Genomic DNA, 17,647 nt, shown 5'->3' with positions numbered 1-17,647 from the left:
CCGTAAATTTGTGGGTATTCCCCACGTTAACGTTAACGAATGAAGATTTATAGACGGCTGATGGTGTATGCCAAGCCTTATGGAAAGTTTATTGTCCCCTTTGTTGTATTCACCCTCATCGGCGTATTTTTCAACGTCTTTCAGTTTGCGTTGATCATACCCCTGCTCAATTTTCTGTTTGATCCCATCAACACAGCCGATGCGGCTAAATATGCCCTGACGCCCACCTTCCGGTTGTCACCCGATTATTTCAAGGATTCATTTTACCACCTGATTTACAATTTCAAAACCACCAATCCTGTCTATGCGCTGTATTTTCTGGCAGGTATGATCGTGGTAGCGGTGGTCATGACCAATTTCTTCCGGTTCCTGGCTCAGCGATCCCTGCTCAGTGTCAGAACCTTACTGGTGAAGCGGCTTAGGGAAGCCCTGTTCGAAAAAATAAATTACCTGCACCTGGGCTACTTCACCAAGGAACATAAAGGTGATCTACTGTCCCGGCTTAACGGCGATGTCTATGCGATCGAAGGTGTGGCGGGCAGTTCCATCGAGGTGGTATTTAAAGAGCCCTTTATGCTTATTGGCTATTTTGTAGCGCTTTTCGCCATTTCAGCCAAGCTAACGTTCTTTACGCTCATCATCATTCCTATCTCAGCCGTGGGTATCGCGGCCGTGACAAAAAAGCTCAAAAAGGAAGCGAAAGACGTGCAATCATCTATGGGACGGATGCTCACCCTGATGGACGAGACGCTCATGGGTATGCGGATTCTGCGATCGTTCAATGCGACACCCTTTGTGTTAAAACGGTTTAGTCTGGAGAATGATTTCTACCGGAAGGCCAGTCTGGATGGTTTTAAGCGCAAGGAACTGGCTCCGGCCTTTTCCGAAGCGTCGGGCGTGTTTGTTGTAGCCTGCATTCTGGTATACGGAGGTAGTCTGGTGCTGAGTAGTCAGGGAAGTTTACAGGCCAGTTCGTTCATTGCCTTCATCGCCATTTTTTCGCAGGTAATACGTCCCGCGAAAGCCATTGTGGTAGCCCTCACCAATATTCAACAGGGACAGGCCGCTGGCGAACGTATTATCGAGCTACTGGACAAACCCATCGAAATCCTGGACAAGCCAGATGCCAGAGTCATGGAACCGTTCCGGCGGGACATCGTCTTCGACAATGTTAGCTTCCAGTATGGTGATAAACCAGTCCTGAAAAATATCAGCTTCCGAATTGAAAAAGGTAAAAAAATCGCCCTCGTAGGCCCGTCTGGCGTCGGGAAATCGACCATTGCCGATCTGATTCCCCGTTTTTACGAATCCACGCGGGGAAGCGTCAAAATTGACGGTATTGACGTTAGAGACTACAAAATGGAATCGCTCCGTGAGCAGATGAGCTTTGTGACGCAGGAAATCATTCTGTTCAACGATACGATCTTCAACAACATAGCCCTGGGGAAGCCGGATGCCAGCCTGGAAGACGTTATCGAAGCGGCAAAAGTAGCCAACGCCCATAATTTTATCATGGAAACCGAAGATGGCTACAACACCAACATCGGCGATCGGGGCATTCGCCTGAGCGGTGGCCAGCGTCAGCGGTTGAGTATAGCGCGGGCTGTCTTCAAAAAACCATCCATTCTGATTCTCGACGAAGCGACATCTGCCCTGGATGTCGAATCGGAGAAGTCGGTGCAGATTGCCCTGAATAACCTGATGGAGGGCCGCACTACGCTGGTGATCGCTCACCGACTGAGCACGATTAAAGAAGCCGATGAGATTTTAATTATGGAAGGCGGGCGGATTGTCGAACGAGGTAATCACTTCGAACTGATCAACAGCGAAGACAGCATTTACAAACGCCTGAATATGATGCAGGAGGTCTTTCAATAGCCTTTTCAACGTCCTGTTACGTAGTCGACGGCCCTGGCGAACTTGGCCAAAACTTTATCCCAGGTGTAATTTTGGGCAATATACGTTTTCCCGTTTTCGCCCATTTCACGCGTGTCCTGGGCTAAAAGCTTATGAAGAGCGTCCTCAAAACCAGCATACTCTGTGTATAACAAACCGCCCCGGCTGATTTGAACGTGGTCTCTGATGACTTCGCAGGTACCGTTTGCAATAACCGGGACACCGTACGAAAAGCTTTCTAACGTAACCATCGACAGACTTTCATACAGCGAAGCAATAACCAATGCTTTAGCGCCTTTCAACAGCGTAACTTTTACGGCTTCCTCCACAAATCCTGCCAGCACTATATCAGGGTGCTCAGGGATTGTCATAAACGTCTGCCCCACCAGCACCAGCTTTAACGGAGATGGATTCTCTTCTTTGTAGCGGATAAAGTAGTCGAACAGTACGTCGCAACCTTTCGACGTATCGATCCGGCCAATATAAATTACATAAGGCGCATCAGTGCCCAAAATAGCCGCAGCCGAAAGATTCGTGCTTACCTGAGCAGGTTCAATACCCGCGCCCAGAATATCGGTGTACTGCGTTTTATCGGGGAAAGCCTGATCAACAAATCGTTTCTCACCCGCCGAGATGTACAGCATCGCTTTGGGCAATGAAAAAAAACGCTTGAATACCGGCAGATGAATGGGTGGTTCATCGTGAGCGGTCGGAATTAGAATGGACTTCCGGGGGGCAACCTTTAGTCCGGCAATCGTTGGATAATAGAGATACGTAACAAAGACTAAGGCATCGTATTTTTTATGGTTCTGCTTTAAATACGTTATCAATTCGGGAACATAAGGGCCCTGGTATTCAGCCCAGAGCTGACCATAATACTTCGTTGTTTTCCCCGAAATATGCCGCCCTACTTCTTCCAGGGCGATCGACAGTTTGCTTTTGCCCGGTGGTGGCTTTCTCGTCAGTTTGTGGATCATCAACGCAAAGCCTTCCTCATCCCGGTTGTGCAGGGTGGGAAACCGCAGGACATTTACACCATTGACGACACTGGCACCAGCCGGAAAATGATTGGACCATGTCACATACTCCAGCGCGCAACTGGTCAATACGTCAACATCATACAGGGCCGTTAATCGTTCGGCCAGTATCCGACAGTAGTATTCCGCCCCACCATTAACTTCTTCTCCATACCGCTGCACAATAAATGCTATTTTCTTCATTTCAAATAGTTTAAACACACAGCCACGGAGGGTTTCACTGAGTAAAAGAAAAATCTATGTGTGCTCTATGAAAACCTCCGTTTTCTCTGTGTTTAGTAACCTTGTTTATAACGTATCGTAAAAATCATTCTGCCGTTTCTGACGGTCAATGTCTTTACTATGAATCAGACAAAAATCCTCATTGGCCGAAGGTAGGTATTGGCAATGCTGGAAGCCAGTCAGTTCTTCATGTACCTTATTTTTCCAGGCAATGGAATTATTCAGTTTAAAAATCCGAAGCTGATAATCCGGAAAATTGATACGTCCTTTCGCATCCACGTCCCAGTTCCATTTGTCAATAAATTCCTTCGTAAGCCCCTCGACCAGATTAACTCTCGGCACGGCAAAGCAATCGCTTTTCGTATGCTTTATCAATTCGCGTTTTATGTTTTGAATTAACTTTTCGGCAGGCAGTTCATCGGCATCAATTTGAAACAGATAGTCGCCCGAAGCCATGTCAATCAGGTTATTTTTGAACGTAGCAAAATCATTATTAAGTTTTTGCTGCTTAACAATCAGTGTGCCGCGATATTTATCAATTACGTCGGCTACCCGTTTGTCGGCCTTGGTGCTGTCCTGCAAAATAAGAATCTCATCCTGGCGATCTTTTTGCTGCACTAAAAACGAAAGCAGACGCTCCAGTTCATCGGCTTCATTGCATACTGTAATTCCGTAAGACAACTTGATTCTGCGTCGAAATAATCGTCCAAACATCGTCGTTTCAAAACTTAGTAATGAGCCGGTTTTCGTAAGAGGTCTGGTCAATGATCCGGATGCGGTACCCATGCCATGTAAACGTTGGCGGGCCAATAGCCAACAACCTGGACAATAAGCTTTTAGGCTCCATAAGTTTGGCGTGAATGGCCTCATGAAGGTATTCGATCTGGGCTAGTTTTCCGGCATCTATTTTTTTTGCATCCACCGACACCATAATTCCATTTTCTTTCTTTTCCCCCAGGGTTTTTATTTTTTTTCTGAGGTCAAAGCTGGTGCGGGGCTGTTCCTCCGTTTGATACGCTTCAGCATCTGTATCAATATAAATGGTTGAACACCAGGGCTCAAGTTCCCGCAGAATCGCTACGTTGCCGTTTCTTACTACGAATCCGATATCATACTTTTTCTTCACAGAAGAATTGTTTCGAAATCCCCATTTTCGAATAAAGTTTCTATTGGATTGAGTCTCAATTTGCTGCGTTCTGCGACTGTACTCGGCTGAAAAACGGGACGTTTTACTCACAAAATGATAACAGATGGCATTTAAGGAAACAACCATCTCCAGTCCTTTCAAATTAAGCCGAAGTATTAAATCATCATCTTCGCAAAACATAGGGTTGAATAGAGGGTCCAGTCCGCCGATCTCCAACAGCACTTTCCGGGCAGCACATAAAAAAAAGGAAATTTTATTACTGTCTGCTAACGCCCTATTTCCCTCACTATTCTTTTGCTGTTCCTGCTGGGAGAACTGAAATAAAGCGTCACGCTGGAACGTAGCGATATCGACGCCAAAATCCCGCACAATTTTGCCGGGTCGTTCATCATCCGCAAAGATAGGTGGTTCCACGGTAGTATAAGAAACCACGCGGTGGACAGATTGAAGAGAAGCCAACTGCTCGACGAATCCTGGCGTTAGCACCATATCGTTATGAGCAAATAGTACGTAGTCTGACGAAGCCAGCTCTATGCATTTATTGTACGTATCCGAGAGGGTTCGCTCTTCATTTTCGTAATAGTATTTTACATGATCATCCTGTAGCGAATCGAGCCATTCGTGGGTTCCGTCTGTGCTATGGTAGCTGACAAAAACGATTTCAATTTCTGGATATAACAAACGGGTTTCGGCATAGAAATGCTGTGTGTAGGGCAGGTTATTTTTTAATCCGACTAGTAAAGAAAGGCACATTTTTCGTCAACGTTATCGCTACTATACAACACCATTTGCCAGGTTTCATTGCACGACAAACTACTCATTTAACTGGTGGAGTGCTACGTGACCCTGCCTTGGCACCTGAACAATGACAACCAAATTGACGTAATGATTTGGTCTTTTGTCGTATTTTGCAACAATAATCAACTAAAAACAAGAAAGCTGTAGCAGCATGACAGCCGTTGTTCAACAAACGAATCTGCTATGGCTCCTCGTTAGTATTCCAAACAAGCACTCATGAAACGACCTTATTCCGTTATGACGACTCTCCGATTTCTGCTCATATTCACTGTCCTTTTTGGTTTAATAACCGGTTGTAAAAAGGACGATGGAGCAACGCCCACGGAGTCCACTCAAACAGACTTACTAGTAGCTAATAACTGGGTCACAACCAGCATTACAACGACTGATGGACAGGCCATCAAAGAAAGCCGATTGGGTTTGGAATCTCAGGTGCTATTTACCCTAACCATGCAGTTTCGGGCTGATGGTACGGTTCGAGCCCTTGATCCCAATCGCTCTAACACGGTGGTTAATGGTGGTAGCTGGAAATTCGCGGCCGATAACCAGTCGATGGACGTTGACGTGACCGGGTTCAAAGGAAATTTCCCCATTGTTCAACTGACGAAGAACAAGCTGATTTTACGTCAGGATAATAAAGCTACGGTCGATGGCGTCAAAACCAACATCTATCTGGTGTTTGAACCAAGTTTATAAAGAGTGACATTCGAAACTGAACCGGGCTTCTACGTATCGGCCGATGCCTGGGGAGACCCAACCCACAAGCCAGTGCTTCTGTTACACGGTGGGGGCCAAACCCGGCATTCATGGGGTGATACGGTCCGACTATTGGCCGAAGCTGGTTGGTATGCCATTGCCCTCGACGCTCGGGGTCATGGCGATAGCGACTGGTCACCAGAGGGTCATTACGGGCTTGAGTATTTAGCCAGCGATCTGCGCGCGGTGGCGGCCCAACTTGATCAGAAACCAGCGCTCGTGGGCGCGTCGATGGGCGGCATGACGGCGCTTATTGCCGAAGGCGAACGACCTGAAAATACAGATTCCATATGTACCGCCATTGTGTTGGTAGACATCGCCCCACGTGCTGAACAGAAGGGTATCGAGCGGATTTTTGCATTTATGAGTGGCAATCAAAAAGGATTTGCCAGTTTAGACGAAGCCGCCGAGGCCGTAGCGGCTTATCTTCCCCACCGGTCGAACGCGACCCCGGCCCGCCCGTCGGATCATAACCGATTAGAGAAAAATCTACGGCTGCGACAGGGAGCGAATGGCGAATCTCGCTATTTCTGGCACTGGGACCCCAAAATGCTGGCGTTGTGGCGACAAAACAGTGGTCCTGACCAAGCGATACGTAATGAAGAACGGCTCTACGCAGCTGCTCGTGCCCTTACAGTTCCCACGCTGATCGTGCGCGGTGGCATGAGCGACGTAGTGAGCGATAAAGTCGTGGCCGAATTCCTGGATGCCGTCCCACACGTCCAGAGCGTGAGTGTTGCCGATGCAGGCCACATGGTTGCCGGCGACTCCAACCACGCCTTTACCCGAGCCGTAATTGACTTTTTAAAGAGCGAAAGAGCGAATGAGTGAAAGAGCGATGTAACTTGCTTAACCGCTCTTTCACTCATTCGTTCTTTCGCTCTTTATGCAGAAAAACAACCCTCGTATCCTTACCGCCTGGACCTTTTATGATTGGGCAAATTCTGTCCATGCGCTCGTCATTGTCTCCAGTATTTTCCCGGTTTATTTTTCGGCGACAGCGCTCAACGAGACGGGTGGTCCAGTGATCAACTTCCTGGGGATTTCCATCAAAAACTCGGTTCTATTTTCGTATACAATCTCGGCGGCTTTTCTGTTTACGGCCCTCCTATCCCCTATCTGCACCGCCATCGCCGATTATAGTGGGAATAAGAAACTGTTCATGAAGGTGTTTTGCTATACGGGCGCTGTCAGTTGTAGCCTGCTTTACTTCTTCACAAAGGAAACCACTACGTTCGCGGTTATCTGCTTCTGGCTCAGCCTGATTGGCTGGAGTGGAAGTATCGTTTTCTACAATTCCTACCTGCCCGACATTGCCACTGAAGACCAATACGACCGGGTTAGCGCACGCGGATTCTCAATGGGCTACATAGGTAGCGTTCTGCTTATGGTGCTGAATCTGCTGGTGATTCTCAAACGCGAATGGTTCGGCAACATCTCCGAGGCATTGGCCTCCCGAATCGCCTTCCTGACAGTCGGGCTGTGGTGGATTGGTTTTGCCCAGATTCCATTTAGCCGGCTGCCCGATGGCCTTAGAAAGACAACCGAACGTAGCGGAAATTATTTACTGAATGGGTTTAAGGAACTTCGCCATGTCTGGGCCAACTTACAGAAACAGCCCTTAGCCAAACGGTTTTTAGTTGCTTTTTTCGTCTATAATATGGCCGTACAAACGGTAATGTATGTCGCTACTATTTTCGGAACTGATGAATTGCACTTATCCGGCCCGAGTTTAATCATCACCATTCTGCTCATTCAGTTGGTGGCCATTCCGGGGGCGTATGGATTCTCGCGACTATCGGAACGGTTCGGCAATACGCATGCCCTGATGACAGCCGTAGTGATCTGGATTGCGTTCTGCGCCGGAGCCTACTTCGTGCAGACACAAACGCAGTTTTTTGTGCTGGCAGGTGTGGCTGGCCTGGTGATGGGTGGTATTCAATCGCTGTCTCGCTCGACCTATTCCAAGCTTATTCCAGCCACGACCGACACGGCCTCCTATTTCAGTTTCTACGACGTAACCGAAAAAACGTCTATCGTATTCGGTACGCTGGTTTACGGCCTTATTGAACAGATCACGGGTAGTATGCGCAACAGTGTGCTGGCGCTACTGGTGCTGTTTATCATTGGCTTTGTGCTTTTGTGGCGGATTCCGTCGCAAAAAATTTACCGCACCCATTTGGAAACAGAGGAAGTTTTGTAAGTTTGCAACCCCGGAAGGCGTTAGCGACGACGGTTTACAAAAACTTCGTCGTTAACGCTTTCTCGGGGACAAAGGAGGTTAGCTCAGTTGGTTCAGAGCGCTGCTTTGACAGAGCAGAGGTCAGCGGTTCGAGCCCGCTACTTCCTACATAAGAGGGCTATTGCGGAGATACGTAATAGCCCTCTTTTTTTATTAAGCTGCCTGAAGCAACGATATAGATACCAGATCCACGTTACTTTTCATCGAGTACTTTTTCAATACCCTCACACATTGTTTTAATACGCTGGTAAGACGCGTCAGAATTGGCTTCTTTATCCAGCTCTATCCGTATTCTACCCGCCCTTTCTTCCAGTTTGAATCTAGTTTTGTCATCCAGTGTCGTTGTAATAGACACGTGATCGCCTGAAAAACTACTGGGAGCCACCTGGGTATTGATAAAATCCTGAACACGTTTGGTTTTTTCCTTTTCGAATTTGGCCAAAAACTCATACGTATTAGCTGAGTCAGTAACCGAAATTTTACGGTTATTGCCGTCAGAACAAGCCAGCAACACGCTGATAAGTAAGATTCCGGATATACGAGAGATGTACTTCATAATGAATAGTGTTTTACAGGGAACTAGTCAATGTATGGTAACACATCAACTCAGGTTTGGCAAAATACATTAACGGTGGTTTTGCCGGATAAACGCTCAGTATATGCTGAAACTCTTTACTTTATCAATGTTTTTACCGTCGATTTGAAGCAGAAAAATAACGACGAATGGAACCCACAGGAGTGATTATTAAAAATGCCTGGCCCTACCAGCAGGATAAAATGAATTTGCCGGTTCATAATCTGGAGACGGCCATTCCCTTTTACGAAACGATTATGGGATTTCGGGTGGTTTCCCGGCAGGTTTCACCCCACAAATCCGCTACGTTGGATAAGAACGGATTTCGACTTGGCCTGGCCGAGAATGGCGGTGATCCAACCCAGGACGGTTGTTTTTTTGAGGTCGATAATCTCGAAAAAGCGGTTGCAGAATTAAAGGCAAATGGTCTGGAAAAGGACGTATCAAACGTTGACCATCAAAAACATGGCGATACCAACTGGAACGTCTTTTTTGTCGTTGCTCCCGACGGACTTTGTTACTGCTACGGCGAACGGCAGCCCTGAGTTTAAATCCAAAAAGAAAGCCTTCATCCCTCGATAAGTTGATTAGTTACGTGGCGAAATGTGCTTTTACAGATGTACTCCATCTGCCCATCTTTAAACCCTGACAATCGAATGACAACGACACGCCGACATTTTTTACGAAACTCGCTCATAACCGCTTCGGGAGCCGGACTAATTACGCTTCCCACGCTGGAGGCAATCGCCAGCCAACGGAAACGAGTTGCTCCCGGCGATAAACTTCAGATTGGTGTAATTGGCTGTAATGGCATGGGCTGGTCGGATCTCCGCTCCCATTTACTGATGAGCGACGTCGAGTGTGTCGCCCTCGCCGATGTCGATCAGAGTGTGCTAGACAAACGGGCAGCTGATGTTGAGGCCATACAGCATAAACGCCCCCAGCTTTTCAAAGACTACCGGAAACTGCTGGAAAATAAGGACATCGACGCTGTCATTATTGGTACGCCGGATCATTGGCACTGCATGGCCATGACCGATGCATTATCGGCCGGGAAACACGTCTACTGCGAAAAACCCCTGGCCAACAGCATCGAAGAGTGTAATCTGATGCTGGCCGCTGCCCGTAAAGCCAATAAAATTGTACAAATAGGTCAATGGCAACGTAGTGGTTCGCATTATGCAAAGGCCATTGAGTACGTTCGTTCAGGAAAATTGGGAAATATTCGTCTGGTAAAAGTCTGGGCGTATCAGGGTTGGATGAAACCCGTTCCGGTTAAGCCCGACAGTGCGCCACCGGCCGGCGTTGACTACGATATGTGGTTGGGTCCAGCCCCGAAGCGTCCCTTTAATCCGAACCGATTTCACTTCAATTTCCGCTGGTTCTGGGATTATGCCGGTGGCCTTATGACCGACTGGGGCGTTCACGAAATCGACATTGCCCTCTTTGCCATGAACGCCAAAGCGCCCAAATCGGTGATGGCGTCGGGCGGGAAACTCGCCTATCCCGATGATGCCTCCGAAACACCCGATACGTTACAGACGGTGTATGAATATGAAGGCTTCAACATGCTATGGGAACACGCTACGGGCATCGACGGCGGCAACTATGGACGGACGGAAGGTATTGCCTTTATCGGGAATAACGCTACGTTGGTGCTTAACCGCGACGGCTGGGAGCTACTCCCCGAAACGGAAACCAAAAATGGCATCAAAGTCTATAAAGTCGAGGATATTCCTAAACAGGTTCGTAATGGGGAGTATCTCAATGAACACACGAAAAACTTTGTTCAGGCGATAAAAACCAACGATGCCAGCATTCTGAAATGTGGCATCGAAACGGGCAGTATTGCCGCGATCAACGCTCACATGGGAAACATTGCCTACAAAACAGGCCGCAAAGTATATTGGGATGCCGCAGCAAAAGGCTTTAAAAATGACCCACAGGCCAACGCCATGATTGCGGCTCATTACCACAACGGCTGGAAGTTGCCCGTAGTTTAGTGTAACGTAGCGCGGCTGGAAAGCCGCGCTACGTTAATTCGCTGGCAGAAACACGCTCACCGATGGGTGCATCGTATACAGCCGGTACTGCTTGCCGTCGTTGACTACAATACCGCTTGATTTGTTACCGCCAACGATTGGATTTCCGGCGAATTTCGTCCAGTGAATCAGGTCTTTCGATACCGCTACGTTCGTTGACCACTCGTGCCAGTCGGAAAAGGCCGATGCGTGGTAGTAGGCATAATAAAGTCCTTTGTGCTTAATAACCTGATTCATGGCGATGGCATAACGGTCATAATCCGTAGGACCTTTTGTCAGCACAGGATCATCCTGAACGTTCGTCCACACCTTCCGGTCTCTGGACGTTGCCAGCCAGACGGCCTGATCGTTTCGTTCGTAGAAAAGATACCAGACATCGCCCTCTTTCCAGATCGCTGGCGTTCCATAGGGTCCTTTGCTGAGCGGCTGGCCGTTTGTATACCGAATATCAAGTGGCCCCTGCTCTGTCCAGGTTACGCGATCCGTTGAGGTGAGCAGATGCGCTACGTCATTCAGGCCCTCGGCAAACATGTAATACGTACTGCCGTCTTTAAGCACGGTCATATCTTCCACCCAGTCTGCTGTATGAATGGGATTGTTTTTGTAACGCGTCCAGGTTAGGCCATCTACCGATGTAGCATAGCCAAGGTATTTCGTTTTATTTTTGCTTTCCTGATAGCCCGTATACCACATGTGATACGTATCGCCTTCGTGCAGGATATAGCCCCGTTCCCGAATCTTGTTATCCCACGTATCGGCACCCGTACCCGCGAAAACCGGGTTGTTTTTGTAGGGAACAAATGAAACCAGTTCCGTTGGAAATTGCGGCTCATCTTTCGACGGCAAGGACGTAGTAACCAGCCGATTTCCTTCACCAGGTAGCAGGCAGGCACAAACAAGAGCGACGAACGTTGCGATTGAATTCATATAAAGCCTAATCTGGCGCGAGTATTAACCGCGCCAACCTGTATTAGTCGTTCATGTTCAGGTATAATTCCTCGACTTTTTGCCGTGCCCAGGGCGTTTTCCGAAGAAAGGTCAGGCTGGATTTAATGCTCGGATTATCGGTAAAACAGCGAATGTTAATGCGATACCCCATTTCTTCCCAACCATAATGAGCAACCAGCTCGTTCAGCATTGTTTCGAGTGTTTTGCCATGTAGCGGATTGTTGGGCTGGGCGTTGGTCATGGTTAAGCGTTTTGGTATTCGACCGTTTTTTTATTGATCCGGTCGTTGGAGATGGAGCAAGCTGCGTAATTCCCCCAAATTTAGCCAATGAGAAACATTCTCCAGAATTGCACTTTCCGCTTTGCAATTAAATCCATCGCCCTGCCGGTAGCAAAGCCCAATTAACATCTCATCCTGATGACCAATGGCCAATACCTGTATTTCACCCATCGGTTGCTGATCCCTGATGTTAATCCAGTTAATGCTGCTCGCTTTTTGATTCATTTCACATCCCTTTTGATCGTTCCCTTAAGCTACACAACCCGTTACTTTCACAGGTTTGTCTTAGGTCAAAGCCTCTAAGCTGACTCTTTTGTTCAATAATGTACGAAAAATTAGCCGAAGTAGATCCCTGTTTCGGGAGAGGGGCGCCCTGGATTGACACCCGACGCAGATGAGTTAGCTGACTTCGGGTCCAAGTCCTATTACCGCCAGATCGTCAAAAAGAAGCTAGCCATCACACCGAGTGCATTCAGAAAAACAGATTCTTCACCACACATACGTACCAACTGCCCCGGCGGATAACGTAGTGCTCAGCTGTTTACCCTGGCTATCAATTGCGAACGTCTGCGCGGATGGGCTGTCGTTCAGAACAATGAGCACCGTATGGCCGTCGGGTGTTTTGAAGGCAACGTTGGGCAAGGTTTTGGGCAGGTCGGATTCGATGCGAACGGAACCCGGCCGGACAAATTTTGACGCTACAGCTACGTTGTAATAGGCCGGATTTCGCGTTACCGTATTGCCGTCGATGGTTAGGGCGCCCAGACATTTGTCGCAACCGCCCGGTGTGTGGGGTTCCTGTTTTGGATCGGCCGCCAGATTCCACTGCAATACTGTACGACTCCAATTTCGTGTAGCGCCAATAATCAACTCCCGAACGTGCCAGACCAGATCACCTTTCAGGTTGCCCGGCGCGCCAATCCACTGCTCGGTGAAATACAGATTTTTGTCAGGATAGGCATTATGTACTTCCGAAAGCGCACTAATCGGCCCGGCGTAGAGGTGAAAGGCAGAGCCATCAACGTACTGGCGGGCGTCGGCATCATTCAGCACCGTAATGGGATAGTCCGGGTGGTCGGCGTTATGGTCATACAGAATGATTTTTGTTTTGATACCCGCCATTTTAAATGCCGGGCCCAGACTCTTCCTGATGAAAAGCGCCTGCTCAGCGGGCAGCATCAACAAACTGGGATTGTTACCCGGATGCAGCGGTTCGTTCTGGATCGTTATCGCATCAATCGCAATGCCCTCACGCTGCATCCCCCGAATGTACTTAACGAAATACGCGGCATAGGCACCGTAGAACTCCATCTTCAGGCTCCCTCCTTTCGAGTTGCCGTTGGTCTTCATCCAGGTCGGGGGTGACCAGGGAGAACCAAGAATTTTGATTTTCGGATTGATGGCCAGAATCTGTTTGATCACCGGAATCAGATGCGTTTTGTCCGGGGCCAGGCTAAACTTAGTCAGTTTCGGATCGGTCTCCCCAGCGGGCAGATCGTCGTACGAGAATACCCGATCATCCAAGTCCGACGCCCCAAGGCTAATCCGCAGATAACTAACGCCAATCCCCTTCCCCGAGATAGCAAACAGTTCGTTCAGCAAGGCAGTCCGGGCAGCGGCTCCCATGCGGTTTATGAGCATGGCACTACCGCCCGTTAACGTGTAGCCGAACCCGTCGATTGTCTGGTAGGTTTTTCCCGGATCGACGTGAATGGTTGGTCCATTTTGAGTTGCTTTTGCAAACACCAGCGAGGGTTGCTTCACAAACAGGATATTTCGGCCTGGATCAGTTAGCCAGCATTCGGCCTGGTTGTGGGCCGGTCGTTTTGGTAGAGCCTGCCCATGAGCGACAACTGATATGAAACCAATTACCCAAAAACTTAGCTGCCAAAATCGTCTTGGGTCCGTGCGCATAATCAAGCCTGTTTTGTTGCGATGTTCTTTGGTTATAAGAACCCCATTCTCGCTAAAAACTACCGTTGCGGGTCAGGATGATTAAGTAACGGTCCATTTTTTTCTTTCTGCTTTCGCTTCCGATGATTCAGCACTACGTTCCGCAGCTCATAATCAATACCCTGTACCTTGGCTATTTCGCGGTAATCGTGGAGCATGTTGAAAATATCGTGATCGATAAAAGGTGCTTTCGTGCCATCAATAATGACCTCATCACCGGGCCTGAGCGTGCCGAGGGCCTCTTTTAGCTGTGGCTTACTCAGAAAATATAGATCTTTTTCAAATTCAATCGTCACCTTGCGACCATCGCGATCCATTCGGAATGTCGAATGAAAATTGGTGTACAGCACGTAGATAATCCCAACCACCGAACCCAGTGCGATACCAATTAGCAGATCGGTGAAAACAATGCCCGCCACGGTCACAATGAAAGGAACAAACTGACTCCAACCATCGCGGTACGTCTTTTTGAAGATGGCGGGTTTCGCTAATTTATACCCAACCATAATCAGGATAGCCGCCAGACACGACAACGGAACCAGGTTGAGCAATGGGCCACCCAGAAACACCGCAATCAGCAGAAAAACGCCATGAGACACCGCCGATATCCGGGTTCTGGCGCCCCCATACACGTTAGCCGAGGTACGCACCACTACCGACGTAATGGGCAAGCCGCCAATCATACCCGACAGCATATTACCGACACCCTGTGCAATTAATTCCTGATTGGTAGAGGACACCCGTTTGGCTGAATCGAGCCGATCAGACGCTTCGAGGTTCAGTAAGGTTTCGAGGCTGGCAACGAGTGCAATGGTAGCCGCAATCCCATAAACCTTTGGGTTACTGAGCATACTAAAATCAGGAAAATTAAAAATCGATGATAAGCTTTTTCCGGGTGCAATGGTCGGAATCTGCACCATGTGCTGATGGGCGGTATCCCCCAAATACCAATCCGGCATGGCTACCTTAAAAAACTCATTCAGCGCCACACCAATACCCACAACCACTAAGGCAGACGGGAAATTTTTGAAAAACGCCTTGGTGCTACGTCCCGCCACGCGCTCCCAGCCGATTAAAAATACCAGCGAAACAATACTGATGGCCACAGCACCGGGACTGGCGGTTTCGATGGCCCGATAGATTTCTGAAATCGTATTTTCGCCATCGGCAAGTTGCTGAAACTCGAACTCACCTTCATAATCGTTGTCCCGGCCAAGGGCGTGCGGGATCTGCTTCAAAATAATGACAATCCCAATGGCGACGAGCATCCCCTTAATGACACTGTCGGGAAAGAAACTGCTGAACCGCCCCGCTTTGATGATACCCATCAGGAGCTGAAGTACACCCGCCAGTATAACAGCGACTAAAAATGACTCATAAGAACCTAATTTTGCAATGGCATCGGCTACAATAACGGCCAGGCCAGCCGCCGGACCACTCACACTGACTTCTGAGCCTGACAACAACCCAATTACAATGCCACCAATTACACCGGCGACCAAGCCTGAAAACAAGGGTGCCCCCGAGGCCAGCGCTATGCCCAGACAAAGGGGCAGGGCGACCAGAAAGACCGATAAGCCAGCGGGGAGATCCTGGCGTAAATACCCTGTTTTATAGTGGATAAGGGTACGAAGCGGGCTAACTCGTTTCATAAAAGTGGTTATGTAGGGCGTAAATTATTTTTGTAACGCCAGGCTGACGGGCATCGTTGCTTGAAATTAAAAAGAGATTAAAATATAATTAATACTCACTTGTCGATTTTCCTTTCTTCATCCGAGCAGGCATTCATAAGCGCCCATCTGACTACCGACGTTCGGGCATTGGTACTACGTGCCCAGCCGGGTGATCTGGACATCAAAAAAGTGGCGGCTCAGATCGCGGCCCGTCAAAAAGCCCGAGAGAAATTACCCACCTGGTACGCCAACGACAGGCTGGTTTTCCCGCCTGCGCTCTCGGTTGAACAGGCATCGTCTGAGCGAACGGCTCAGTATAAAGCCTCACTGGTCAGTGGACGATTACTGCTGGATCTTACCGGTGGCATGGGTGTCGATACATGGGCGTTTGCGAAACGGGTGGAAAACGTACTATATGTAGAGCGAAACCCGGAGTTGGCCGCTCTGGCTGCCCACAACCTACCTTTACTGGGTACCGGAAACGTAGTCGTTCAAGCGGGTGATGGGTTAGACCTGCTCAATGATTCTTCGGAGAACAAGACGGCCTTTGAGCCTGCCGACTGGATTTATCTCGACCCGCACCGACGTAATGATCAGGGTGGCAAGGTGGTTCGGCTGGAAGACTGCGAACCCGATGTATCGCGGCCGACTATGGTGTCAACCCTATTAAAAAAGGCCCGACAAATTTTAGTGAAGGCCTCCCCGTTACTTGATGTTGACAAAGCCGTCCAACAACTTCATGGAGCGGTCAATTCGGTACATGTTGTGGCCGTTCAGGGCGAGGTGAAAGAGATTTTATTTATACTTAATAATCAACCAACTGCGAAAGAAAACATTATAGTTAATGCGGTTAATGTCGTGGCTGATCGCACCCTAAATTTACGTTTTCAATGGAGAGACGAGCGCGAAGCTGAGGTCAATTTTGGTGATCCTGAACAGTACGTATATGAACCCAATGCTGCCGTACTTAAGGCCGGTGCCTTTCGATTGGTGGCCGCCCGGTTTGGTTTGACAAAGCTGGCTCCCAACAGCCATTTGTATACCAGCCAGGTACTACGTACGGATTTCCCTGGCCGAATATTTACGCTGCAATCAGTCTGTAAACCAGATATCAAAACACTGAAAAGACTCGTGCCAACCATGAAAGCGAACCTTACAGTACGTAACTTTCCACAGTCGGTAGCTGATTTACGCAAAAAGTTGAACCTGAACGAAGGTGGTGATGTCTATATATTGGCGACAACCTTATTGAACGGCGACAAACGGCTACTAATCACCAAAAAAGCTGATAATCCCGTTTAAAATTCCACAAACGTTGCGCATAGCAAGCCGTAAATCAGGCACCAATTAAAACCAATTCATTACACGCAAATTCGAACAAACCAGCAAAAATCATGAATACCCTAGTACGTTTCACCCTGTTTTTTTGTCTAGTAGCAGTGGCTCATTCAACCTACGCTCAAACCGTTTATGCGGGGGAAAGCACGGTTGATAAAGCTAAAATGTCGGGCCTTTATTTAACCATCCAGGGCGACGGCAAACAGATTGAAAAGGATTGGGAAGCTCAACTGAAAACGTATGGCCGGCTAACGGCTTCACGCGGTACGTACCGCGTTCCCAATGCCAGCATCCCAGCCATTTCGTCGGAACCCATCAATTTGGTGAGCACCGTAAAAACAACCCGCACATCGGCCACTATTTTTACGGCCTATGATCTGGGCAGCGGGAACTACGTAACAACCGGCGGAACCGGTTATTCGGCGGCCGAGAGTCTCTTGAAAGATTTTGCGGGTAACTCGCTGTTCAATCAGGAAGTTAAAACGGCCGAAGGCGGTTTTGATGATGCTCAGAAGAATCATCAGAAAGCCGTGAAAAATGGCGAACGGCTTCAGCGTGCTATTGAACAAAATGCGAAAGAAAAAGAAAAACTCCTGAAACGAATCGACGATAACGCCAAAGAACTGGAGCAACTGAACAAGGATATTGAAACCAATAAAACGGAGCAGGAAACGGCAACGACGGAGCTGGAAAACCAAAAGAAGAACGTTGAAGCGGTGAAAGCGAAGAAAAGCAATTGAG

Annotated in this window: 17 protein-coding genes and 1 tRNA gene; 9 read left to right on the top strand and 9 right to left on the bottom strand. The window is 48.4% G+C overall.

Annotation, left to right across the window (positions count from 1 at the left end; genetic code table 11):
* The first annotated feature begins 39 nt into the window (after positions 1-39).
* Positions 40-1,878 carry an ABC transporter ATP-binding protein gene (locus tag BM202_RS28690; protein WP_093832698.1) on the top strand — a complete coding sequence of 613 codons (1,839 nt, stop codon included), beginning with the start codon at positions 40-42 and terminating at the stop codon, positions 1,876-1,878.
* Between the two features lie 5 nt (positions 1,879-1,883).
* On the opposite strand, the gene BM202_RS28685 is transcribed toward BM202_RS28690, so the two are convergent.
* The 3 genes from BM202_RS28685 to BM202_RS28675 all read right to left on the bottom strand — a co-directional run bounded on the left by BM202_RS28685 (position 1,884) and on the right by BM202_RS28675 (position 5,055).
* Positions 1,884-3,116 (bottom strand): glycosyltransferase family 4 protein, encoded by a 1,233-nt coding sequence (locus BM202_RS28685; RefSeq protein ID WP_093832696.1) that lies wholly within the window; start codon positions 3,114-3,116, stop codon positions 1,884-1,886.
* A gap of 105 nt (positions 3,117-3,221) precedes the next feature.
* On the bottom strand, positions 3,222-3,836 hold the full coding sequence (locus BM202_RS28680) for a glycosyltransferase (protein WP_177236713.1): 615 nt from the start codon (positions 3,834-3,836) through the stop codon (positions 3,222-3,224).
* A 40-nt stretch (positions 3,837-3,876) separates the two neighbouring features.
* Positions 3,877-5,055 carry a glycosyltransferase family 2 protein gene (locus BM202_RS28675; RefSeq protein ID WP_093832693.1) on the bottom strand — a complete coding sequence of 393 codons (1,179 nt, stop codon included), beginning with the start codon at positions 5,053-5,055 and terminating at the stop codon, positions 3,877-3,879.
* A 261-nt stretch (positions 5,056-5,316) separates the two neighbouring features.
* Here BM202_RS28675 and BM202_RS28670 point away from each other — a divergent pair, with 261 nt between their 5' ends.
* The 4 genes from BM202_RS28670 (at position 5,317) to BM202_RS28655 (ending at position 8,206) form a co-directional block, all read left to right on the top strand.
* Positions 5,317-5,796 carry a hypothetical protein gene (locus BM202_RS28670; protein WP_245776824.1) on the top strand — a complete coding sequence of 160 codons (480 nt, stop codon included), beginning with the start codon at positions 5,317-5,319 and terminating at the stop codon, positions 5,794-5,796.
* Positions 5,797-5,799: 3 nt separating this feature from the next.
* On the top strand, positions 5,800-6,687 hold the full coding sequence (locus BM202_RS28665; protein ID WP_093832691.1) for an alpha/beta fold hydrolase: 888 nt from the start codon (positions 5,800-5,802) through the stop codon (positions 6,685-6,687).
* A 55-nt stretch (positions 6,688-6,742) separates the two neighbouring features.
* The gene (locus BM202_RS28660; protein ID WP_093832689.1) at positions 6,743-8,059 is read left to right on the top strand and encodes an MFS transporter; all 1,317 of its coding nucleotides are present in this window, start codon (positions 6,743-6,745) and stop codon (positions 8,057-8,059) included.
* Between the two features lie 72 nt (positions 8,060-8,131).
* A tRNA-Val gene (locus BM202_RS28655) sits at positions 8,132-8,206 on the top strand.
* An 85-nt stretch (positions 8,207-8,291) separates the two neighbouring features.
* Here the strand turns inward: BM202_RS28655 and BM202_RS28650 are convergent.
* Entirely contained in the window at positions 8,292-8,654 is a 363-nt protein-coding gene (locus BM202_RS28650; RefSeq protein WP_093832687.1) for a hypothetical protein, read from the bottom strand.
* Positions 8,655-8,821: 167 nt separating this feature from the next.
* On the opposite strand from BM202_RS28650, the gene BM202_RS28645 reads away from it, so the two are divergent.
* Both BM202_RS28645 and BM202_RS28640 read left to right on the top strand, forming a co-directional pair.
* Complete coding sequence (locus BM202_RS28645; protein WP_093832685.1) at positions 8,822-9,217, top strand: VOC family protein; 396 nt, start codon at positions 8,822-8,824, stop codon at positions 9,215-9,217.
* A 111-nt stretch (positions 9,218-9,328) separates the two neighbouring features.
* Positions 9,329-10,675 (top strand): Gfo/Idh/MocA family protein, encoded by a 1,347-nt coding sequence (locus BM202_RS28640; RefSeq protein WP_093832683.1) that lies wholly within the window; start codon positions 9,329-9,331, stop codon positions 10,673-10,675.
* A gap of 33 nt (positions 10,676-10,708) precedes the next feature.
* On the opposite strand, the gene BM202_RS28635 is transcribed toward BM202_RS28640, so the two are convergent.
* From BM202_RS28635 to BM202_RS28615, 5 genes are all read right to left on the bottom strand, one after another.
* A complete protein-coding gene (locus BM202_RS28635) occupies positions 10,709-11,641 on the bottom strand; it encodes a glycoside hydrolase family protein (protein WP_245776823.1) in 933 nt (310 codons plus the stop codon).
* A gap of 43 nt (positions 11,642-11,684) precedes the next feature.
* Positions 11,685-11,903 carry a VF530 family protein gene (locus BM202_RS28630; protein WP_093832681.1) on the bottom strand — a complete coding sequence of 73 codons (219 nt, stop codon included), beginning with the start codon at positions 11,901-11,903 and terminating at the stop codon, positions 11,685-11,687.
* Positions 11,904-11,933: 30 nt separating this feature from the next.
* Positions 11,934-12,167 carry a hypothetical protein gene (locus BM202_RS28625; RefSeq protein ID WP_093832679.1) on the bottom strand — a complete coding sequence of 78 codons (234 nt, stop codon included), beginning with the start codon at positions 12,165-12,167 and terminating at the stop codon, positions 11,934-11,936.
* 264 nt (positions 12,168-12,431) lie between these two features.
* Positions 12,432-13,856 (bottom strand): glycoside hydrolase family 30 protein, encoded by a 1,425-nt coding sequence (locus BM202_RS28620; protein ID WP_093832677.1) that lies wholly within the window; start codon positions 13,854-13,856, stop codon positions 12,432-12,434.
* Positions 13,857-13,915: 59 nt separating this feature from the next.
* A complete protein-coding gene (locus tag BM202_RS28615) occupies positions 13,916-15,547 on the bottom strand; it encodes a SulP family inorganic anion transporter (protein WP_093832675.1) in 1,632 nt (543 codons plus the stop codon).
* Positions 15,548-15,646: 99 nt separating this feature from the next.
* Between BM202_RS28615 and BM202_RS28610 the strand changes: the two genes are divergently transcribed.
* Both BM202_RS28610 and BM202_RS28605 read left to right on the top strand, forming a co-directional pair.
* Complete coding sequence (locus BM202_RS28610; RefSeq protein ID WP_093832673.1) at positions 15,647-16,870, top strand: class I SAM-dependent methyltransferase; 1,224 nt, start codon at positions 15,647-15,649, stop codon at positions 16,868-16,870.
* Between the two features lie 92 nt (positions 16,871-16,962).
* A complete protein-coding gene (locus BM202_RS28605) occupies positions 16,963-17,646 on the top strand; it encodes a hypothetical protein (protein ID WP_093832671.1) in 684 nt (227 codons plus the stop codon).
* The last annotated feature ends 1 nt before the right edge of the window (position 17,647 follow it).

Source organism: Spirosoma endophyticum (assembly GCF_900112365.1).
Lineage (GTDB): Bacteria > Bacteroidota > Bacteroidia > Cytophagales > Spirosomataceae > Spirosoma > Spirosoma endophyticum.
Note: the sequence above shows the minus strand (reverse complement) of the source record. Positions and strands in the feature narration are given on the sequence as shown.